The 21,444-nt window shown below is 32.4% G+C and carries 22 protein-coding genes; 8 read left to right on the plus strand and 14 right to left on the minus strand.

Annotated features, from left to right (window positions below):
- Positions 1 to 39: 39 nt before the first annotated feature.
- The 3 genes from ACFS5M_RS05675 to rsfS all read right to left on the minus strand — a co-directional run bounded on the left by ACFS5M_RS05675 (position 40) and on the right by rsfS (position 3,070).
- On the minus strand, positions 40 to 648 hold the full coding sequence (locus ACFS5M_RS05675; RefSeq protein ID WP_183486670.1) for an LUD domain-containing protein: 609 nt from the start codon (positions 646 to 648) through the stop codon (positions 40 to 42).
- A 119-nt stretch (positions 649 to 767) separates the two neighbouring features.
- Positions 768 to 2,690 carry an ATP-dependent zinc metalloprotease FtsH gene (gene ftsH, locus ACFS5M_RS05680; RefSeq protein WP_183486673.1) on the minus strand — a complete coding sequence of 641 codons (1,923 nt, stop codon included), beginning with the start codon at positions 2,688 to 2,690 and terminating at the stop codon, positions 768 to 770.
- Between the two features lie 8 nt (positions 2,691 to 2,698).
- Complete coding sequence (gene rsfS / locus ACFS5M_RS05685) at positions 2,699 to 3,070, minus strand: ribosome silencing factor (RefSeq protein WP_183486675.1); 372 nt, start codon at positions 3,068 to 3,070, stop codon at positions 2,699 to 2,701.
- A 97-nt stretch (positions 3,071 to 3,167) separates the two neighbouring features.
- Here rsfS and ACFS5M_RS05690 point away from each other — a divergent pair, with 97 nt between their 5' ends.
- On the plus strand, positions 3,168 to 3,899 hold the full coding sequence (locus ACFS5M_RS05690) for a biotin--[acetyl-CoA-carboxylase] ligase (protein ID WP_183486677.1): 732 nt from the start codon (positions 3,168 to 3,170) through the stop codon (positions 3,897 to 3,899).
- Here ACFS5M_RS05690 and ACFS5M_RS05695 read toward each other — a convergent pair.
- Together ACFS5M_RS05695 and pyrE are read right to left on the minus strand one after the other, a co-directional pair.
- The gene (locus ACFS5M_RS05695; protein ID WP_183486678.1) at positions 3,896 to 4,291 is read right to left on the minus strand and encodes an SRPBCC family protein; all 396 of its coding nucleotides are present in this window, start codon (positions 4,289 to 4,291) and stop codon (positions 3,896 to 3,898) included. The two genes, ACFS5M_RS05690 and ACFS5M_RS05695, sit on opposite strands and share 4 nt — an antisense overlap.
- A gap of 79 nt (positions 4,292 to 4,370) precedes the next feature.
- Entirely contained in the window at positions 4,371 to 5,015 is a 645-nt protein-coding gene (gene pyrE / locus ACFS5M_RS05700) for an orotate phosphoribosyltransferase (protein WP_183487294.1), read from the minus strand.
- A gap of 90 nt (positions 5,016 to 5,105) precedes the next feature.
- Between pyrE and ACFS5M_RS05705 the strand changes: the two genes are divergently transcribed.
- Positions 5,106 to 5,687 (plus strand): NUDIX hydrolase, encoded by a 582-nt coding sequence (locus tag ACFS5M_RS05705; protein WP_183486680.1) that lies wholly within the window; start codon positions 5,106 to 5,108, stop codon positions 5,685 to 5,687.
- 107 nt (positions 5,688 to 5,794) lie between these two features.
- On the opposite strand, the gene ACFS5M_RS05710 is transcribed toward ACFS5M_RS05705, so the two are convergent.
- Positions 5,795 to 7,528 carry a M14 family metallopeptidase gene (locus ACFS5M_RS05710; protein WP_183486682.1) on the minus strand — a complete coding sequence of 578 codons (1,734 nt, stop codon included), beginning with the start codon at positions 7,526 to 7,528 and terminating at the stop codon, positions 5,795 to 5,797.
- Between the two features lie 97 nt (positions 7,529 to 7,625).
- On the opposite strand from ACFS5M_RS05710, the gene ACFS5M_RS05715 reads away from it, so the two are divergent.
- Positions 7,626 to 9,239 (plus strand): SulP family inorganic anion transporter, encoded by a 1,614-nt coding sequence (locus tag ACFS5M_RS05715; protein WP_183486684.1) that lies wholly within the window; start codon positions 7,626 to 7,628, stop codon positions 9,237 to 9,239.
- A gap of 1 nt (position 9,240) precedes the next feature.
- Here ACFS5M_RS05715 and ACFS5M_RS05720 read toward each other — a convergent pair whose 3' ends face one another.
- The 3 genes from ACFS5M_RS05720 to ACFS5M_RS05730 are packed head-to-tail and all read right to left on the minus strand — an operon-like array spanning position 9,241 to position 11,173.
- On the minus strand, positions 9,241 to 9,720 hold the full coding sequence (locus ACFS5M_RS05720) for a hypothetical protein (protein ID WP_183486686.1): 480 nt from the start codon (positions 9,718 to 9,720) through the stop codon (positions 9,241 to 9,243).
- A gap of 4 nt (positions 9,721 to 9,724) precedes the next feature.
- Positions 9,725 to 10,180, minus strand: coding sequence for a pantetheine-phosphate adenylyltransferase (gene coaD / locus ACFS5M_RS05725; protein ID WP_183486689.1), 456 nt, complete (start codon positions 10,178 to 10,180; stop codon positions 9,725 to 9,727).
- A gap of 18 nt (positions 10,181 to 10,198) precedes the next feature.
- Positions 10,199 to 11,173, minus strand: coding sequence for a D-alanine--D-alanine ligase (locus ACFS5M_RS05730; RefSeq protein ID WP_183486691.1), 975 nt, complete (start codon positions 11,171 to 11,173; stop codon positions 10,199 to 10,201).
- Positions 11,174 to 11,277: 104 nt separating this feature from the next.
- Between ACFS5M_RS05730 and ACFS5M_RS05735 the strand changes: the two genes are divergently transcribed.
- The 3 genes from ACFS5M_RS05735 to yaaA all read left to right on the plus strand — a co-directional run bounded on the left by ACFS5M_RS05735 (position 11,278) and on the right by yaaA (position 13,845).
- A complete protein-coding gene (locus ACFS5M_RS05735) occupies positions 11,278 to 11,841 on the plus strand; it encodes a PASTA domain-containing protein (RefSeq protein ID WP_183486693.1) in 564 nt (187 codons plus the stop codon).
- A gap of 2 nt (positions 11,842 to 11,843) precedes the next feature.
- A complete protein-coding gene (locus tag ACFS5M_RS05740; protein ID WP_183486695.1) occupies positions 11,844 to 12,884 on the plus strand; it encodes an RluA family pseudouridine synthase in 1,041 nt (346 codons plus the stop codon).
- A gap of 202 nt (positions 12,885 to 13,086) precedes the next feature.
- Positions 13,087 to 13,845: a peroxide stress protein YaaA gene (yaaA, locus tag ACFS5M_RS05745; RefSeq protein ID WP_183486697.1), complete on the plus strand. Its 759-nt coding sequence runs from the start codon at positions 13,087 to 13,089 to the stop codon at positions 13,843 to 13,845.
- On the opposite strand, the gene ACFS5M_RS05750 is transcribed toward yaaA, so the two are convergent.
- A complete protein-coding gene (locus tag ACFS5M_RS05750; protein ID WP_183486699.1) occupies positions 13,846 to 13,977 on the minus strand; it encodes a 30S ribosomal protein THX in 132 nt (43 codons plus the stop codon). It lies immediately after the preceding gene.
- A 61-nt stretch (positions 13,978 to 14,038) separates the two neighbouring features.
- On the opposite strand from ACFS5M_RS05750, the gene ACFS5M_RS05755 reads away from it, so the two are divergent.
- Positions 14,039 to 14,692: a uracil-DNA glycosylase family protein gene (locus ACFS5M_RS05755; RefSeq protein WP_183486701.1), complete on the plus strand. Its 654-nt coding sequence runs from the start codon at positions 14,039 to 14,041 to the stop codon at positions 14,690 to 14,692.
- Here ACFS5M_RS05755 and ACFS5M_RS05760 read toward each other — a convergent pair.
- From ACFS5M_RS05760 to ACFS5M_RS05775, 4 genes are read right to left on the minus strand one after another with little or no spacing between them, the layout of a single operon-like run.
- Entirely contained in the window at positions 14,689 to 15,330 is a 642-nt protein-coding gene (locus ACFS5M_RS05760; protein WP_183486703.1) for a hypothetical protein, read from the minus strand. The genes ACFS5M_RS05755 and ACFS5M_RS05760 overlap by 4 nt on opposite strands.
- A gap of 36 nt (positions 15,331 to 15,366) precedes the next feature.
- Positions 15,367 to 17,625 carry a TonB-dependent receptor plug domain-containing protein gene (locus ACFS5M_RS05765; protein WP_183486705.1) on the minus strand — a complete coding sequence of 753 codons (2,259 nt, stop codon included), beginning with the start codon at positions 17,623 to 17,625 and terminating at the stop codon, positions 15,367 to 15,369.
- Positions 17,626 to 17,677: 52 nt separating this feature from the next.
- Complete coding sequence (locus ACFS5M_RS05770) at positions 17,678 to 18,568, minus strand: FecR family protein (protein ID WP_183486707.1); 891 nt, start codon at positions 18,566 to 18,568, stop codon at positions 17,678 to 17,680.
- A gap of 46 nt (positions 18,569 to 18,614) precedes the next feature.
- The gene (locus ACFS5M_RS05775) at positions 18,615 to 19,130 is read right to left on the minus strand and encodes an RNA polymerase sigma factor (protein ID WP_183486709.1); all 516 of its coding nucleotides are present in this window, start codon (positions 19,128 to 19,130) and stop codon (positions 18,615 to 18,617) included.
- A gap of 145 nt (positions 19,131 to 19,275) precedes the next feature.
- On the opposite strand from ACFS5M_RS05775, the gene ACFS5M_RS05780 reads away from it, so the two are divergent.
- The gene (locus ACFS5M_RS05780) at positions 19,276 to 21,348 is read left to right on the plus strand and encodes a LamG domain-containing protein (protein ID WP_183486710.1); all 2,073 of its coding nucleotides are present in this window, start codon (positions 19,276 to 19,278) and stop codon (positions 21,346 to 21,348) included.
- The last annotated feature ends 96 nt before the right edge of the window (positions 21,349 to 21,444 follow it).

Raw genomic sequence — 21,444 nt, forward strand, 5'->3', positions numbered from 1 at the left:
TTTAGAAATAAGATGCAATAAATAGATTCACGTTTTATCTTAAAGATCTTCTAAAAGCAACAAATATAAGTTTTTTGAACTACTACCATAAGTTAAGAAGTCTTTTTCATCAGAAGATTTAAAGTGCTTTATAGTTGTAATGTTCGTAGGAATCTTTTGTTTGTTTTTGTTTTTAATGCCTTTTAAGCCTTCTCCAATATTCTCGACAATTTGGCTAGTTGTTGCAAATACGACACAATTAGAAGGTAGTTCTGTTAATTTTTTTTCTGCAATTTGATTAGAGGAAATAAGTAAAGAACCATCATTTGCGATAAGGTTTTCACAGGTAGTAAGCATATATTCGGCTTCAGATATAACTCTAGTAGTTGTTAATTGAGAATTTGAAAACTTGTTTTTTAAGTTTTCGTCTAATAGAAGTACGGAAGATTCATGCCAACTGTTTTCATCAATAATGTTTTGTAAACAATCAAATACTTCGTTTAAATTTTCGCAATACAGGAATTTTCCACCATTAGCTTTAAAGTTTATCGTAAACCTTTCGTCTATTGGCAGCTTTAAGTCTGGCATATATTTACCACGATCGTCTGATTGAAATTCATCTTCTGAATGATCAGATTTGGAACCAAAAATTTTTCTAAAAAGACTCATTTAAATTATAGCAATTTATATCTGTGCTATAGGTTTTTTCAAATATAAAAAATCTTAAACTAACCATAGGGTTAATTTAAGATTTTAAATTAATGTTAACAAAATTCTAAAATATTTTATTAGTCTAATAGTGGGTGTTCTTCGACTTCAAAAGGGCGTTCACCAAAAATTTTCTCTAGGTTATCTTTAAAAATAACTTCTTTTTCAAGCAATACTTCTGCAAGTTCAGTAAGCTTGTCTTTATTTTCTTCTAAGAGCTTAATGGCTCTTTGATATTGCTTTTCAATAATATTAGATATTTCTTTATCAATCAATTCTGCGGTCTGCTCACTATAAGGCTTTGTAAAGCCGTATTCGCTTTGGCCAGAAGAATCATAATAGGTTAAATTTCCAACTTTATCACTTAAACCATAAATCGTTACCATGGCTCTTGCTTGCTTTGTAACTTTCTCTAAATCACTTAAAGCTCCTGTAGAAATTTTATCAAAAATCACTTTTTCTGCTGCACGACCACCAAGTGCTGCACACATTTCGTCTAGCATTTGTTCTGGTCTAACAATTAAACGTTCTTCAGGCAAATACCAAGCAGCACCTAAAGAACGACCTCTAGGTACAATGGTTACTTTGACTAAAGGCGCAGCATGTTCTAGCATCCAGCTTACAGTAGCATGTCCAGCTTCATGAAAAGCAACAGCTCTTTTTTCACTTGGAGTAATAATTTTATTTTTCTTTTCTAATCCACCTACAATTCGATCTACAGCATCTAAGAAATCTTGTTTGTCAACAGCTTTTTTACCTTGTCGAGCTGCAATTAATGCAGCTTCATTACACACGTTAGCAATATCTGCTCCAGAAAATCCTGGGGTTTGTTTAGAAAGGAAGTCGATATCTAAACCATCAGCTTTTTTAAGAGGCCTTAGGTGGACTTCAAAAATTTCTTTACGTTCTCTAACATCTGGAAGATCTACAAAAATTTGTCTATCAAAACGTCCAGCTCTCATTAAGGCTTTATCTAAAATATCTGCTCTGTTGGTTGCTGCAATAACAATAACGTTTGTATTGGTTCCAAAACCATCCATTTCGGTAAGCAGTTGATTTAAGGTGTTTTCGCGTTCATCATTACTTCCTGACATGGCATTTTTTCCTCTAGCACGACCAATGGCATCAATTTCATCAATAAAGATAATAGCAGGAGATTTTTCTTTAGCTTGTTTGAATAAATCACGAACACGCGATGCTCCTACACCTACAAACATTTCAACAAAATCTGAACCAGATAATGAGAAGAAAGGCACTTTAGCTTCGCCAGCTACAGCTTTAGCTAACAATGTTTTTCCAGTTCCTGGAGGTCCTACAAGTAATGCGCCTTTTGGTATTTTTCCTCCTAAAGAGGTATACTTTTCTGGGTTTTTCAAGAAGTCTACAATTTCTTGAACTTCTTCTTTAGCACCTTCTAATCCAGCAACATCTTTAAATGAAGTTTTTACTTCTGTATTTTGGTCAAAAAGCTTGGCTTTAGATTTTCCAATATTAAAAATCTGTCCGCCAGCGCCTCCACCTCCACCACCAGACATACGTCTCATGATAAAAATCCAAACACCTATTAAAAGAATAAAAGGAATAAGTCCAATAAGCAAGTCGCCCCAAGCATTAGATTCGGTTTTATTAACTAAAATATTAGATTTACCAATTGCTTTTAAATCATTTTCAAAATTTGATTGATCTCCAATTTCAAAAGTATAATTAGGAAGTCTTGATGAAGTAGGTAAAAAACTTGAAGGCTTAGATTTTTTATGAATTTCTTTAGCTTCAGCTTCTTTTGTTAAATAAACTTTTGCTAAGCGTTTATTAATTATTTCTACTTTTTCAACATCATTGTTTTCAGCGTATTCAAAAAACTCATAAGGTGTTATGATTTTGGTGTCTTGAAAACCACTTCCGTTTAAAAATTGCATAGCAATAAAAATTGCCAGAATTCCGCCATAAATCCAGTAAGGACTAAATTTAGGTTTTTTACTATTTGTATTTTTTTCGTTTGCCATTAACTTGTTTAATAGTTTGATTCAATTACTGTGGTTTTAGCGTCTCCCCAAAGACTCTCAATGTCATAATACTCTCTAATGTGTTTTTGAAAAACATGTACCACAACGTTAACATAATCCATTAAAACCCATTCTGCGTTGTCCATGCCTTCAATATGCCAAGGTTTATCTTTAAGATTTTTGCTAACTTTTTTCTGAATAGAATTAACAATGGCGTTGACTTGTGTGTTTGAAGTACCTTCACAAACTATAAAATAGTCACATACTGTATTTTCAATCTCTCGTAAATCTAATATATTTATATCTTTCCCTTTTACATCTTCAATTCCAGCTAGTATTGTTGTTATAAGTTGGTCTGGATTCGTTTGTTTTATCGCCATTAATTTGATTTAAATTTGTGCAAAGTTATTATTTTTTTAGTTCTTTATACTGTTAAAAATCTATAAGATTTCACAGAATGAATATAATTAATCCATAATGCGTATAATCAAACTTAATGCCACCAATTCAACTAATACTTATTTAAAACAATTAAGTGGTAAAGAGGTGATTTCTGATTATACAGTTGTGCAGACTCAATTTCAAACTCAAGGTCGTGGTCAAATGGGTACAAAATGGTCCGCAAATTCTGGTGAAAACCTTATGTTTAGTGTATTTAAGGAAGTTTCTTTTTTAAAGTTTGATCAGCATTTTTGTATTAGTATGGTGACTGCTTTGGCAATTATAAAGACTTTAAAATCTTTTAACGTTCCTAAATTGAGTGTGAAATGGCCAAACGACATTTTGTCAGAAGACAAAAAGATTTGTGGTGTTTTAATAGAAAATAGCATTAAGCAAAATAAATTTAAGGACTCTATTATTGGTGTTGGTATTAATGTAAATCAAACTCATTTTGAAAATTTGCCAAAAGCCTCTTCATTACGGATTATTACTGGCAGAACCTTTCATTTTGATGAACTATTAATCAGGCTAATAGAGCATTTAAAACAATATTTTTCTTTATTAGAAGCTCAAAATTTTGAAGCCATAAAAAACGAATACGAATCTTATTTGTTTCGAAAAAATAAGCCTTCTACATTTAAAGATAAAACAGGTAATATGTTTTCGGGTTTTATTCAATCCGTATCAGAAACAGGTAATCTGCAAGTACGCCTTGAAGATGCTATTTTAAAAGAATATGATTTAAAAGAAATTACCCTATTGTACTAGATGTTATTTGGCATGTTAGATGTTAAGGTTTCAATAAATTTGCTAATTGGACCTTTGATCATCATAGCCATCATGGCGTTAAATTCGCCTTCAAAAGCTAATTGTACTTCGCTTGAATTTTCGGAGGTTTCACTAATGTTAGCCGTTAATGAAAAATCTATTTTCCCACCTGCAGCACCTAACACAATTTTATTAGGAGCTATGGCTTCTTTCTTTTTTAGTACAATTTCTGGCATGCCTTTTAAAGCAAACAAAAACGTGTCGTTATCAATCACTTCAAACTTGCTAATGTTTTCAGGCATTAAGTTTTCAAAGTTTTTAACGTCACTTAAAAAATTGAACGTGTCTTGTGCAGATTTATCAATGATTACTTTTGGAGATTCTAATTTCATAGTACTGTTATGTTGTTGTTTATTACTTGTTTAGTTGCGCAACTAAACAGCTATACAACTAATCATCATATGTTTTATATCAAATTGCGTTCCATTCACTCGGATTTGAATTCCAATCTGACAAAGTTTGTAATTGATCTTCAGAAATATATTTAGTTTCTAAAGCCTGTTCAAGCAAATTTTTATAATTACTTAAAGTGTGTAGTGCGATGCCTTCTTTTTTGAAATTATCATCAGCAATAGCAAATCCATAAGAAAAAATAGCAACCATGCCTTTTACATTGGCTTTAGCTTCTTTAAGCGCTCTTACAGCATTTAAACTGCTCTTCCCAGTACTTATTAAATCTTCAACAACCACTACATTTTGTCCGCTTTCTAAGAAACCTTCAATTTGATTTTGGCGACCATGTTTTTTAGCTTCGGGTCTTACATATATAAAAGGTAAACCTAAATATTCTGCAACCAACATACCAATGCCAATAGCTCCAGTCGCTACACCAGCAATAACATCTGGTTTGCCATATTGTGCTTCAATATGTTTACCCATTGTTTCTCTTATGTAATTTCTAACCAGCGGAAAAGATAAAACAATTCTGTTGTCACAATATATAGGCGATTTCCAGCCTGAAGCCCAAGTAAAAGGGGTTTTCGGACTTAATTTTATAGCATTAATTTGCAGTAAAACTTCAGCCGTTTTTTTAGCAGTGTCTTTATCAAAAATCATAGACACAAAATTACACATAAATTTAATTTTAATGCTATTTGTTTTGTGCAAAAAAATGATAAATTTACAAAACCAATCTAGACCTAAAAGATGTATCACGTTTTTGTAAACGATAAACCTATTGTACTTACCTCTGTTGTAGAAAAAGAATCTGGCTTTAAAAACTATTTACTAGATACGGTTAATATAGGTAAAGTTATAAGAGAGTTAAATACCACATCGCTAAAAGAAGCTAGACTCATCCATAAGAATCCTGAAAAATTAATCAAAAAATTTTTAAAGCTTCTACCTAATGTTATTGCAGGAGGTGGAAAGGTGTATAATTCTCAGCGCGATATTTTATTTATTTACAGAAATGATAAATGGGATTTGCCGAAAGGAAAAACAGAAGCACATGAAACCATTGAAGAAACAGCACTTCGCGAAGTTGCCGAAGAAACTGGTGTCGCTGGATTAGAAATTACTAAACCGTTACAAACCACTTATCATATTTTTAAACGTAATGGTAAGCATAAGATTAAAATTACCTACTGGTTTGAAATGAAAACGACATTTAAGGGCAAGCTCTATCCTCAAGAAAACGAAGGAATTACTAAGGTAGAATGGCTTAATGCTAAAGCGCGTACCAAGGCCTTAGAGAATAGTTATGCCAATATAAAAGTATTACTTTAGTTTTTTTGGGCAAGTTTACCTTTGGTAAAACACGCTTTCCGCTATATCTTTTTATGCAACTATTCAGCATAAAAAGGATGCCGCTGCAATCGTTCTTGCGAGATGCATTATTTTATTCGATACACAGGATATTGTAAATGCGCTTTTTCATAATGCGCACTTTTCTTGTGTAACCAATCTAATTGTGCATACCAATTATTAGCAAAGTCTTTATCGTAAGATTTTTTTACATTCAATTCTATTTGAAGCTCTGGATGTTGAACTAATAACTGTTTCGCTTGATCTTCCCAAACATAGGGCGAAAATCCTTCTTTTTGTTGTAAAATAGGATCAAAGAAATTCCAGTTAAAAAACGAATCTGGTGCTTGAGGCTCAAGCGTTTCTAATAAATAACGTAGCCCTTTTTGATTGGTTCTAATAAGGTAATCGCCTTCTCTAAATGCAATACGCTCTGTACTAGATGTTATCGTGGTATTGTAATGCTGGTAATGACCTTCATAGGCTTGCTTACTTGTTTCGTAAGTAGCAATCTTATAAGACTCGACATCAATTACAGTTTGCTTTTCAAGAGTAGTCATTTCTATTTTATTTAAAGCTAATAATTCAATAACATGATGCCAAGCTTGAGGAATTACATAAGCAGATGGTATAGTTACCGAATCTGTAGGTTTAAAGTAATTCTGATAACTGACATCTTTAGTAAATGGTTGGCTTCTGTCAAACTTTAAACGGTCCTTTCCAGTAATACTACTTGGTATCATGCTGCCTTCATACCCTTTAAAAGCTATAGTCGATACTTTTGAAGTATCTATTTGCCAGTTTAGCGGATAGGTTTTATCATTAAACAATTTTTGACTATAACTTTCACGTAAAGTTTTAATTTTATGATGATCTTTCTCAACTATTTCAATCATGCTTTTCATTAGCTCGTAAGTGCCTTCAGCTCTTTGTTTGTAAGGTTTTAACATGTGTGTTTCAACCATCATGCCTAAGGTGTTCCAAAGGGTTGTATAACCAGTCGAATAACGAGGCGAATCCATAAATTGTGAAAAACCTTGTTCAGGTGTTTTGTTAAAGACATTGACATAAGGTGTGATGTCCCATTTCTTGACCGCTAATTTCTGCTCTAATCTCGGCATCATTTCTTGATGTAAATAATTACCTAAAACACCTCCTAATTTATTGTGTTGTGTAAATAAATGTGTTAAAGTATATTGGTAATCTGCACCATTACTCACATGATTATCTATAAATACATCGGGTTGAACTAGATGAAAAATTTCAGCAAATGTTCTTGCGTTTTTTGTGTCGCTTTTTATAAAATCTCGATTTAAATCGTAATTACGCGCATTACCTCTAAAACCATATTCTTTTGGTCCATTTTGATTGGTCCTAGTTGTAGAATTCCGATTTAAACTTCCGCCTACATTATAGATAGGAATCGTTACTAAAATTGTGTTTTTTGGCGCTTCTATTGTTCCTTGTGCCATATCGCGAAACAATAGCATGGTGGCATCAATACCATCCGATTCTCCTGGATGAATACCATTATTAATTAAGATAATACGTTTGTCTTTTCTGATTTCTGAAAAATTAAAAACACCATCAGGATTTAAAGTGACAATATGTAAAGGCTTACCAGAATCTGTTTCACCAATGGCTTGAATGTTAATTTCAGAATACTTATCTGCAAGTTCAGTATAATAGTTAATAACTTCTTGATAGGTCGCAGTTTCAGTACCTTCACTTTTTTCAAAAGTTGTTGTGAAATCAAAGTCGATTTTATTGTGCTCTGATTGACACGCACTTAATAAAATTAATAACAAAACTAATTTCTTCATTTCTAAGGCTTTTAGTAATTCACTAGTTCACAAATATAGCAATATACTCTTGTGTTTTTATTAATTAACTGTACTTTTGCTGCTCCAAAAAAAAGACATGACTGAGTTTATTAGAAGACGTACTAAGAATGCCAAAAACGATATTTTATCAGGTTTAACTGTAGCTTTAGCTTTGGTACCTGAAGCGGTAGCTTTTGCTTTTGTAGCAGGCGTAGATCCTTTAGTTGGTTTATACGCAGCATTTATGATTGGTTTAATCACATCAATTTTTGGAGGACGACCAGGAATGATAAGTGGGGCAACTGGCGCTTTAGCAGTAGTTATGGTGGCACTTGTTGCTAAAGGTAATGCTATGGGAGCTCCTGGAGAACAATTAGGGTTGTACTATTTATTTGCTACCGTTATTTTAATGGGAATTATACAAATGCTGGCAGGTATTTTTAAGTTAGGAAAGTTTGTACGATTGATTCCGCATCCTGTAATGATGGGATTTGTAAATGGTTTAGCAATTGTTATTTTCTTATCGCAGTTAGGCATGTTTAGAGATGCTAATGGCGATTGGTTTTCGGGGTCGCAACTATGGATTATGGTAGGACTTGTTGTTTTAACTATGGCAATTATGTTTGGTTTGCCAAAAATCACCAAAAAATTGCCTGAAGCTTTATTGGCTATTCTAGTGGTTTCGGCGATTGTTATTTTTGGAAATTTAGATGTCGCAACCGTTGGAAGTTTTATTCGTGATGGAGGAGGAGAGGGTCTTAAAGGAGGCTTGCCTACTTTTCAATGGGATATTTTTAATAAAGTGCCTTTTAACTTAGAAACCTTAAAATTTATAGGACCTTATGCTTTAATTCTTGCTGCTATTGGTTTAATAGAGTCTTTAATGACTTTAAATTTAATTGATGATTTAACTGAAACTAGAGGGAATTCTAATAGAGAGTGTTTGGCTCAAGGTGGAGCGAATATTGTTACTGGACTCTTCGGAGGAATGGGTGGTTGTGCCATGATTGGTCAGTCATTAATCAATATAAAAGGAGGAGGACGAGGTAGATTATCTGGTATTGTCGCAGCATTAGCGTTATTAGCTTTTATCTTATTTGCTTCTGGACTTATTGAACAAGTACCTATTGCAGCATTAGTAGGTGTTATGTTTATGGTGGTAATAGGGACCTTTGCGTGGTCAAGTTTTAGAATAATGAATAAAATTCCTAAATCCGATTTATTTGTTTTGTTTTTAGTTTCGGCATTAACGGTTATTTTCGATTTAGCCATTGCAGTTATTGCAGGTGTTATTGTTAGTGCTTTGGTGTTTTCTTGGGAAAATGCGAAGCGTATTAGAGCACGTAAACGTATGAAAGATGATGGCACAAAAGTTTATGAAATTTGGGGCCCATTATTCTTCGGAAGTATCTCTGCATTCAATGAAAAATTCGATGCTAAAAATGATCCTGAAAATGTGGAAATCGATTTTGTTGAAGCACGTATAAGCGATCATTCTGCTATTGAAGCGATATTTAATTTGGTCGAAAAGTATGAAGCTGAAGGTAAGCATATCACACTAAAACATTTAAGCGAAGATTGTAAAGTGCTATTGTATAAAGCCAGTCCTAAGTTTAAACATGTTATTGTGGAAGCTGTAGATGATCCACGTTATCACTTGGCTGCAAATCCTGAAGATTTCCCGAAACCTCTTTCTGAGTATAAACTCTAAGTTATTCTAGGTTTCTTGATTGCCCACTTAATAATTTCCATCCCGCTTTTCTTTTAATTAAAGTGCCAGATTCTATGATTCTAAAAGTCGTATTTGCATTGCTGGTGTCTATCATCGTGCCTTTTACTATTCCTGAATAATTAGCAATAGTATTTTTTAAAGGAAATATTTCAATAGATTCAAATGAAAACTCAATAGATTTTATAAACTTTGAGTTCTGTGTTAATATGGTTTTTACCGAATCTATTGTTAATGCGCTATTATATCCTGGAGGAACCCAATAAAAATCAGAAGAATCATCTAAATAATCAAATTCTGCAACTAAGCCTTCTGTCTTTATAGCCTCGTGATAATCATTAAACATCTCAATAATTTCAGAAGAAATTTTTTGTTTTTCAGTTTCAGAAAGCGGATTGTTATTTTGGCTACAAGCAATTAAGCTACAACTAAGAATAAATAATATAAATGATTTAAGATTCATAACTTTATTTCACTCTTACACTTTTTGGAACTAGCTTGGTATAATCACCATCATTTCTTATAACGTCACGAACTATAGAGGAAGCAATATAACTAGTTTTTGCAGCCGTTAGCAAAAACACGGTTTCAATAGGCGCTAAGTCACGATTAGTATGAGCAATGGCTTTTTCAAATTCAAAATCGGCTGGATTTCTTAAGCCACGAAGTATAAATTCAACATTGTGTTTTAAACAAAAATCAACAGTTAAGCCTTTGTAAGTAACAACTGTTACTTTTGGTTCATCTTTAAAGGCGTCTTCAATAAATTTTTTACGTTGCTCTAAAGAGAACATGTATTTTTTTTCAGCATTCACACCAATTGCAACAATAACTTCGTCAAATAAGGTTACTCCGCGTTTTATAATATCATAGTGCCCTAATGTAATTGGATCAAAGGATCCTGGAAATATAGCTCGTTTCATAATTTAAAATTACGGATTTTATTTTAATGCCTCTTCTATGGCATTGTCAAATAATTCAGAAAGTGATATTCCAGCTTTTGCAGCTTGTTGTGGTAAAATGCTTTCTTTGGTTAATCCAGGAACAGTATTTACTTCTAATAAATGTGGTTCATCATTTTTAAAAATATATTCACTTCGTGAAAACCCTTTCATTTTTAAAATCTCATAAACCTGTTGAGCTACTTTTGTGACTTTGTCTTCTTGAGATTTACTAAGTCTTGCTGGTGTAATTTCTTGTGATTCGCCTAAATATTTTGCTTTGTAATCAAAAAAATCGTTTTGACTAACAATCTCAGTAATAGGAAGTACTTTAGTTGCTCCTTTATAAGTAATTACTCCAACAGAAACCTCTGTTCCGTCTAAAAAAGATTCTATAATAATTTCATCATCTTCTTTAAAAGCAACGTCTATCGCATGTTGTATGTCTTCTTTTTTATATACTTTAGTGATACCATAACTACTTCCTGCTTTGTTGGCTTTAACAAAACAAGGCAAACCGACTTTAGTAATAATGGCATCCTCATTTATAGTATCTCCAAGATTGATATAATAGCTTTCAGCAGTTTTAATGCCATAAGGTTTTAAAACACTTAAACAGTCTCTTTTATTAAAAGTTAAACTGGCTTGATACATGTCGCAACTGGTTTGTGGCATACCTATTAATTTAAAATAGCTCTGCATAAAACCGTCTTCTCCTGGCGAACCATGAATGGCATTAAATACACAATCAAATTTTATTTTTTTGTTGGCAACTGTAACAGAAAAATCATTTTTATCAATAGGGAATTCGCCGTTGTTTGCATCAACATAAACCCATTTGTCTTTAAAAATGTGAATACGATAAGCATTGTATTTGTTTTTGTCAAGAACTTCGAATACAACATTTCCGCTTTTTAAAGAGATTTCATATTCACTAGAAAACCCTCCCATGATAATGGCAATATTTTTCTTCATATTCATAAGAAACGATGGAATAAATCGTTTAGCTAAAATATCATTAATTAATCAAAAGTAAAAACACTTTGGTTTTTATATATTTGCTTATCTAAAACAACAACATGAGTATTGTTAAATTTCTTTCAAGTAAAATATTTTTAAAACAGCTTTTGTTAGCTTTTGTGGCCATTTTTGTATTGTGTTTTATTATGCTTAAGTGGCTTAATATTACGACTAATCATGGAGACTTTGAAACTGTTCCCGAACTAAAAGGGAAGTCTATTGAAGTGGCTAAAATTGAATTAGAAGACAATAATCTAGTCATGCAGATTCAAGATTCTGCAAATTATAACCCTAACTATCCAAAATTTTCTGTTATCGATCAAGATCCTCCTTCTGGAGAAAAAGTAAAAGAAAATAGAAAAATTTATTTAACATTAAATCCGTCAGGTTATAGAAAAATTCAAGTTCCAGATTTAAGAGAACGTACATTTAGACAAGCAAAACCAATGTTAGAAGCTCTTGGTTTTAACATTGGAAACATTACTTATATTGATTACCTTGGTAAGGATGAAGTGGTTAGATTGCGTTTTAATGGCGAGACTTTAAAAGCAGGAGACTTACTACCAAAAACCTCTAAGATTGATTTGGTTTTAGGGAATGGCAATAGACCTTCTTCAAATTAGTTATGACAGAAGATTATACACCCGAAAATCAAAACGATAGCGACGAGTTATACGAACATTATGCGTTTACTGTAGAGAAAGGTCAAAATCCACTTCGTATCGATAAATACCTCATGAATTTCGTCGAAAACGCTACGCGAAATAAAATACAAGCAGCAGCCAAATCAGGCCATATATTCGTTAATGGAGACGCTGTTAAATCAAGTTATAAAGTAAAAGGGAATGATCAAATCAAAGTGTTATTTGAGCATCCACCTCACGAAAATTTGTTGGTCGGCGAAGATATTCCGTTAGATATTGTTTATGAAGATGACCAGCTTCTTGTCGTGAATAAACCTGCAGGTATGGTTGTGCATCCTGGTCATGGTAATTATTCAGGAACCCTTATAAACGCACTTATTTACAGATTTGAAAACCTTCCAAACAATTCTAGCGAACGTCCTGGTTTAGTACATAGAATTGATAAAGATACCAGCGGACTTCTAGTGGTTGCAAAAACCGAAGACGCCATGACTAAACTAGCACTTCAGTTTGCCGAAAAAACAAGCGAGCGTGAATATGTGGCTTTGGTTTGGGGAAATATTGAAGACGAACAAGGCACCATTGAAGGAAATATTGGAAGACATCCTAAAAACAGATTACAAAATACCGTGTATTTAAACGATGAGGAAGATAAAGGCAAACCCGCTGTAACACACTACAAAGTGTTAGAGCGCTTAGGCTATGTCACCTTAGTATCCTGTAAGTTAGAAACAGGTCGAACGCATCAAATTCGCGTGCACATGAAACATATTGGTCACACGCTTTTTAATGACGAACGCTATGGTGGAAATCTCATTTTAAAAGGCACCACATTTACCAAGTACAAACAATTTGTAGACAATTGTTTTAAAGTATTGCCTCGCCAAGCTTTACATGCAAAAACCTTAGGGTTTGTACATCCAAAAACAAACGAATTTATGCGTTTTAATACTGAAATCCCAGAAGATATGCAGCAGTGTATCGAAAAATGGAAGCAGTATTCTAAGCATCAAAATAATTAGTTGGGCGTTTCACGACTTCGCTAAAGCGTCGTCATGTCAGGCTCTCGCAAGTCGCTCTCTTCAAGGAGCTCCAACAAATGCTCCATCCTTAACGCGAATCTGTTTTCATAATAAACATTTATAGAAGCATAGAATATTTCAGTTTGTATAATTAAAAATATCAAGAAGTAAATTGTAAATTTGAGGTATAAGAATGGCAAATATGAAACTAGTATTATCTCCAGCAAAATCTTTAGATTTTGAAAGTCAATTACCAACTATAAAAAGTACTGAAGCTTGTTTTTTAAAGGAAGCTGAGCGTTTAAATAAGTTGCTAAAAAAGAAATCGGCAAGAAGTTTGTCTAAACTGATGCATATTTCAGACAATTTAGGACAACTCAATTACGAGCGCAACCAAGCGTGGACTTTACCTTTTACATCTTCAAATGCAAGACCTGCAGCTTATACTTTTAGTGGCGATGTGTATCGAGGTTTAGATGTGTATAGCTTGCCTTCAGAAAAAATGGCAAAGCTGCAAGAAACTGTTCGTATTCTTTCTGGATTATATGGTGTTTTAAAACCCTTAGATTTAATGCAAGCCTATCGCCTAGAAATGGGCACAAAATTTCCAGTTGGCAAAAACAAGAACCTTTACGAATTTTGGAGAAAAAAAGTAACCCAAGCTTTAAACGAGGAATTGAAAGAAAACGAACTCTTTTTAAATCTAGCCAGTAATGAGTATTTTAAAGCAGTAGATAAAAAAGCATTGAAAGTTCCTGTGATTACCGCAAATTTTAAGGATTTGAAAAATGGTGAGTACAAAATGATTTCCTTTTTTGCGAAATATGCACGTGGTTTAATGGCGCGATATATTATTGATACGAATGCTAATACTTTAGACGATATAAAAGGCTTTAACTACGAAGGTTATGGTTTTAGCGAAGCCATGTCTACAAACACAGAATTAGTTTTTATTAGGTAATTAAGCTTTTGCTTTTTTATCGATACTAATTTTAGTTTCAGGTTTTATACGTTTTTTAATTTTTGGTCTTCTTGCACCAAAAGTCCCTCGATGTATTTTACCTCGTTTTGTTTTTTTATCTCCTTTTCCCATAATTTTGGTTTAATTTGTTTACTTATAGTATAAGGAATTTAATCAACAAAATCAAGTAAACGTGTTTCTACATAAGCATCCATATCAACCGTTTATTCAAAAAGACACCAAGAAACTAATTGTGGGCACATTACCTCCACCACGCTTTAGTGTTGGTGCACTTTTAGAAAAAGATGTGGACTTTTGCTACGGAAGTTATTACAATTCTTTATGGCTTTATATAGATAAAATTCATAATCTTAATTTGCGATATGATAATTCTCAAGCAGCTATTGAAGAACGAAAAGCTTTTTTAATTCAGCACCAAATAGGTGTTTGCGATATTGTCTCAAGTGCAGAACGCGATAAAATAGATGCATCGGACTTAGGAATGAAAAACATAAAGCTTCGCAATCTTATTAATTATATTAAGCAATTTCCAAGTATTGAAACGCTTTTGTTTATTGGTGGAAATAGTAAAAATGGTCCAGAGTATTTCTTCAGAAAACAAATAAAAGAACACCAGATAAAATTAGAAATTGTTTCTAATGAAATTCCTAGAATACATGAGTTTGCTCTAGGAAATAGAACGATTAAAACCGTGTCTTTAACCTCGTCCTCAGGCTCAGCAAATAGAGCAATTGGGAGCATGCTTTTGTATAAACAGCTAAAGCAAAGCAACCCTAAATTTAACACCTTCGATTTTAGAGTTTTGCAGTATCAGGATTTTTTTTAGTTGCAAACAGAAGCAATTTCTTCTGGCGTAATCTGTAATGCTCTTTCATTGGTGTTTAAATTTGAAAGCAGTAACGCTTCGCCATACATTGTAAAGTTTTTAAATCGATGCTCTAGTTTTAAAATCATTCCACCATCAACTTTCTCTCCATAAAATTTCCAGTTATAAGCTTCATGTTTACGGTAAGTGCTAGGTGCAATCTTCACATCTTTACTTACATAATATTTATTCCAAAAATACTTGCCTTGAAATTCTAAAACCTGACAATTATGTCCTAGAATTTTTTCATCTGTATCATATACTTTGAAGTGAAGAATAGAGTCGGTAGATAAACTGTAGTCTTCACATTCTTGCTGTAAATTTGAGTTAATTTTGATTAGACATTTATTAATCTTACTAATATAAAAATAGGTTGTAGTATCGTTATCTATAAAGGTGCTTTGATAATTATTTAAATTAAATTGAAAGATGCTTTTTCTTATTCTATTAAGGTTTAATGAATCGGCATTTAATGAATCACTAGTGTAATGGTATTTATAGATAATCTTTCCTTGAAAGTATTCCTCATCATTCTTGTTACAATGAAATAAAGTAACGCAAAAGCAGAGGAATGAAGTTTTAAAAAAAATAGAGCGCATTTTAATAAAAAAGTTTGTTCTATAAAAATACTAAAATTAAAAATTCATACGAAAACTAACATTTGGCGTGATGCCAAGCGATTGATTTTCGACTTTAGAAATCGTCTCATCTGGACCTAAAGTATAATACGTGTTTATGATATTTTTAGTGTTAAATAGATTCCAAACTGATGCGCCAACTTCGGCCTTGACATTTTTAAAGATATTAAAGTCATGCGTAGCAGATACATCTACACGTAAATAATCATCTAAATGACTGCTATTTGGTGCGCTATAATTTATATTACCATTTACAACTGGAAGCGTATAATCTGGTTGAGTATAGGGTTTGCCAGAATGCCAATTGACACCTAATGCCAATTTTAATTGATTTAAGGTGAAGATGTTAGAAAACGTAATAGCATGAGTAATGTCTGTGTTGTTTGGAAATGTTTGGCCATTATTTAAACTGTTAAAAAGGTAGTTATTTTTACTAAATGAATAACTGAGCCAAGTGTTGAATTTTTCAAACTGTTTGTTAATTAAAAAATCGATGCCTTTAACGTTAAAACTTCCAATTGTTTTTACAAATTGGTACTGATTTTGAAACCCTTGGCTTCTGGTCGTAATTCCATCTACATCTTTATAAAAAGCTTCAGCACTAATGAGGAGGTTGTTTTTATTATAGTGTAATCCAATAGAGGCTTGCTTGCTTTTAATAATTGGAATGTCCTCATCATTGGCTAAAATCCATCGACGTTTTTCAATGCCTAAAAAATCATTCTGTAAATCGATGATTTGTGAAGTCGTTTGACTTTTATATTCTCCTAGTAATTCAAATCTAAAATGATTTGCAAAGCGTTGACTAAAGCTTAATCGTGGTTCGACTAAGACTGCATCAAATTTTGAAATATAGTTGAGCCGTAATCCAGCTTTAATATTAGTGTTGAGCTTATTTGTTAATAATTGACCTTCGGCAAAAACAGAATGCGTTCTAATGACTTCCTTTATATAACTTCTAAATACAGGATTATTAACATCTTCTAAGTTACTAATACCAACTTCAAAAAATTGATAACCCATATTGAAGTTAATGTTTTCATCGATTAACCATGCTGTGTTTAGTTTAAAGGCATTATCAATAACTTCGTTTTCTTGAATTAATCGTTGATTGTTGGTAATATCGAAATTTTTAGCGTCTAAGTCATAATTTGATAAATACATTTGAGCAGTCGTGGTTAATGCAGGATTCCAATGTCTTGTGTAGCTAATTCCTCCAGCTAAATTACGTTGAATGAGCTTACTGTTTAAAGACTCGTTAATATTGTTTATGGTAGATTGCTCTTCGTAATTTAAGTTGTTATAAATGGTTAGGAAACTAATTCGAAGTTTGTCTTTTTTTGAAATGTCAAACAAGAGTTTTCCAGTAAAATCATAGAAATAAAACGTTTCGTTTTTAGAAATGGTGTTATTTTGATTTTCTTGATTGTTCGTAAAATCTGAATCTTGGAAAATACGCTTAAAATACTGGTCATATGTTGGAGCAGTCATGAAATCTGTAAATGAACGTCTGGCAGATAATTGGAGTTCGGCATGTTTACCAATAGGAGCTTTAGTAAATACATCGGCATGTACTAAATTAAAACCAGCTCCAACCTTAAGATGCTCTTGCAAGGTGTTGGAAAGTTTCATATCTATAACACTAGAAACGCCATCTCCATATTGCGCTGAGGTTCCGTTTTTAGATACATTCACTTTACTTGTAAGGTAAGGGTTAAAGGCAGAAATTAATCCGAAGAAATGACCAGATTGATACATTTTTATACCATCCCAAAGGATCAGGTTTTGATCATGTGTTCCACCTCTAACGTTAATGTTAGAAACTGTTTCGTCAACACTTATAATTCCTGGAAGTGCTTGAATAGTTTGTAAAATGTCAGGTTCAATAAGACCAGGAAGAATGTCTAATTGCTCAGGTTGAATAGTAACCATTCCTGAGTTGTTTCTAGAAATACCTGAAGCTAAATATTTAGTAATTACAACCTCATTTAAAAACTGAGTAGTCATTTCATTAGTTGTAGTATTACGCGTTTTTATCACTATAAACCGTTCGTTTAGAACTTCAAAAACTAAAGACGTTTCATCTTCTAAAATTCGTAATATATCCTTAAAAGGAAGTGTGAAATCAGGAGCTTTAATATAAGAATCAGCTATCGTTTCATCTGTATAAGAAAAACTAATCTCATGAGTATTTTCAAGAGTTTTTAAAATTTGCGCAAGCGGTTGCTTTTCATTTTGTGAGCTTTGAGAGAACATCGTCAAAACACTCAAAAAAAAATTAAAAAAAATTAAAAAAGCAATACCTTTTTTATTCACGCATTAATGTTACAGTACTATTATTTCTACTATAGGTTAAATGTAAAGGTAAAGTTACAGATTGTATAGCAACTTGAAAATTATCATGTGTAAAATTACCAGTAAATAACTTGTCTAAATCTATGCCTTTTGTAATGAATTTTATATGATATTGTCTTTCAAATTCATCAAGAACATATTTGTATGGTATACTTTTAAACGTACTTTCATTAATCATCCAGCTTGGTTGCTTTAGTTGTACTTTTTCGTTAGTTATTGTTTTTTCGTCTATAACTAAAAAGCTCTCGCCAGGGCTTAGCTGAAGTTGTTGATTATGATGTGCAACACTTACTAAACCTTCATAACAAACCACCTCAAAAAACTGATTGCGCTGTTTTACATTAAACTCTGTGCCTAAAACTGTGACTGTACCTTCGCTAGTTTTAACCTCAAAAGTAGAGCCTTTAGCCACTTTAAAAAATGCCTCGCCATCTAGAGTGACCACTCTTTTGTCTTTCCATGAGCTTTTATTATAAGTTAAATTAGAAGCAGCATTTAATGTGACTATAGAATTGTCTGGTAATTCAAAATTAGTTTTTTGAGCATCTATGGTTGCAATAGTAATATCTGAATTTGTATTAAAGAACCAAAAACCACCTAAGGTAATAATCGCAATAGCAGCAATACGTAACAAAGGCTTTAACCAACGTTGTGTTTTTGGTTTAAGGCGATTGTTAATTAAATTAAGTTCAGATTTTTCATCAAAATCTGGAGCTTTAAAATGATCTAAACCCTGAGATAATTTCATTAATGCATTGTAGTCTTCAAGGGCTTTAAAAGCCTCAAGTTCTTCAGCATTAAGATCATGCTCTAACCATTTTTGTATTAAATATTCTCTTTTCATAATCTGTATTACAATAATATAACAGCTTTCATTAAAAAACTCCTACCTATAATTCGTCAATCTCTTCTCTTAACTTTTTTAAAGCACCATAAATACGTTTTTCTACAGCTTTTGTAGAGATGTCTAATAGTGATGCGATTTCTTTAAATTTTTTGCCTTCAACTCTATTTAATAAAAATGCTGTGCGCTGAGCTTCGGTTAATTTGCTAATCGCATTTTGTAGTTTTTTCATATACTCTTGTTCTTGCATCACAAATTCTGGCGATTCATTAGTATAAGATTTAGGCTTATTTTGATTATACTTTAAAACTACTTTTTGATGCGCAACTTCATTCAGCATTAAATTATTAGCGACCGTAAATAAATAGCTTTTGGCTTTGTCAGGAGTAACCTTACTGCAGTTTTGCCAAAGCTTTATAAATGCTTCTTGTACTTTATCTTTAGGGTTTAGGTGATCGCCAAATTTGTAGTATAAAAAATTATTCAGGTCTTTAGCATACTTATTAAATATAGCATTAAAACTAATTTCATTACAAACATTATTATTTATTGGTTTTGACATAAAAGCTGATAAAGTATAATACAAAGAAGATACAATATTTTTAAAAAATCAAGGTAGGAGTTTTTTAAAGTTAAATGTTATAGAAGTATATAGCACTAAAAATTGCTATGAAAAGAAAAATTACTTTTAACTAATAAATCAAACTATGAAAGCTTTCAATTTTAAGAAACTCCTTTTTCTACCTCTATTTTTTTTATTGCTCTTTGCGTCTTGTCAAGAGGAAGCAGTAGAAGTAACCAGTCCTGATGACGAAGAAACAATTGCTCCAGATTCTAATTTGGCAAATTTAATGCGTAACACTGCAGCTAATGATGGCTCGTTTGATAATATTATTGATTTTGCAAGTTGTTTAGAAGTTGAACTGCCTGTTACTGTTGTTGTAGATGGTGTTGAAATTATTATAAATTCAGAAGATGATTTTGATTTAATTGAAGCCATTTTCGATGAATTTGATGGTGATGAAGATACTCTTGAAATACTTTTTCCGATTACTATTATTTTAAGTGATTATACTGAAATTGTTATTGAAAATCAAGATGCTTTAGAAGAGTATATTAGAGCGTGTGGCGATGAAAATGAATACGATGATGATATAGAATGTATCGACTTTCAATACCCAATTAGCATATCAATTTATAATACAGACTTTGAAATTATTGATACTGTAACGATAACTAGCGATGCAGGTTTGTATGCTTTTATTGAAAGTTTAGAAGGTGGCGTCCTTGCTAGTATTAATTTCCCAGTGACTATGATTTTAGCCAATGGAGACGTTATTGAAGTGGCAAATAATACCGAATTAGAAAATGTAATTTCTGAAGCTGAAGATGATTGTGATGAAGATGATGACAACGATTGGGATGATGATGATATAGAAGATTGTGATGTCAATTTAGCAGGACTTGAATCTCTGTTATTAGAATGTAATATAATTGCCTCTGTTTATGATAATAGTGGGAATATAATCGATATGAATTATCTGGATTTTAATTCAGATGGTGAAGTGATTGTTAACGGAACGCCTGCAGTAACAGAAGTTGGGACTTGGGGTTTATCAGAGTTTGCTTCAGGATACGTCTTAACGATTAGTGGCTTAGTTACTTTTGATTTATTGAATGGAGAATGGTTGCTTGATGGGTGTGATGGTGATAATATTATCCTTTCACTAGGAACAGGCTCAACCATGATGACTATGCAATTAGAACAAGATTGTAGAGATGTTCCTGATTGTTCAGAATCATTTGTTGTCGCTTCTTTAACAGAATGTTACTGGTATGCAGAAACTAACCTGTTTGATATATTTGTTCCAGAAGAACTTTATTTTTCAATAGATGGAACTGTAGATGTATATAACTCTGAAACTAATGAATTAACAACTTCTGGAACTTGGTCTATTAATTCAGACCCAGGCACAGGTAATCTTTATTTAATTCCTATGTTTAATGAAGAACCATTTTCAATGTTAACAGCATCATGGGAAATGATAGAATGTGATGAAAATAGATTCGAATTTGTAAACGGAGATAATACATTAGTACTTGAACAAGTGTGTGAAGATTGTGATAACCCTGGCACACTAACTAATGATTTAATAATTTATATGCCATTTTCAAATGAAGCTAATGATTTAATTTCGGGAAGAGTAGAAGAGGTCTCAAATGACTTTGTAGAAGATAGAGCTGGAAATTCAACTTGCGCTATAGCATTTTCTGGAAGTGATAATTTCTCGATTCCTGTAACCGATCAAAATCAGTTAATACAAGGTGATAGTTTCACAATAAGTCTTTGGTTTAAAATGCAAAATAGTGAAGTAGGTGATTTAGAAATTTTCTTTAGGTCTCCAGGAGATGCAACTCAAGGTTTTAATCTAGGAGTATACGACTTAAACTCGCCACTGTTCTTTGATAATTTGGGCTTCTCGGTTTGGGATAACGACTGGAATTCTGAAGTAGATGTAGTATGGGATAATACAGATTGGCACCATTTAGTTGCAACAGTTGATAGCGATAATACTGTACGATTATATAGAGATGGAATTTTAAGAAATGTTATTGAAGATTCTGACTTTAGTGTTGGATCAGAACCTTCTAGTATGTATATTATAGGTGAAGATTTTGTTGGACACCTAGATGATTTAAGAGTGTATAAAAGAACTATAAGCTCAAGTGAAGTAGAACAATTGTATGAATTAGAAGGTGATTGCTACACCTGTCTATAGTTTGTTAAATATATGTGCTGCAGATAAATACTAGTAAATACTTTGATAACATCGAGATACTATTTATAAATAACTTTAGTTATATTTAATAATCAA

This window comes from Lacinutrix iliipiscaria (genome assembly GCF_042686125.1).
Lineage (GTDB): Bacteria > Bacteroidota > Bacteroidia > Flavobacteriales > Flavobacteriaceae > Oceanihabitans > Oceanihabitans iliipiscarium.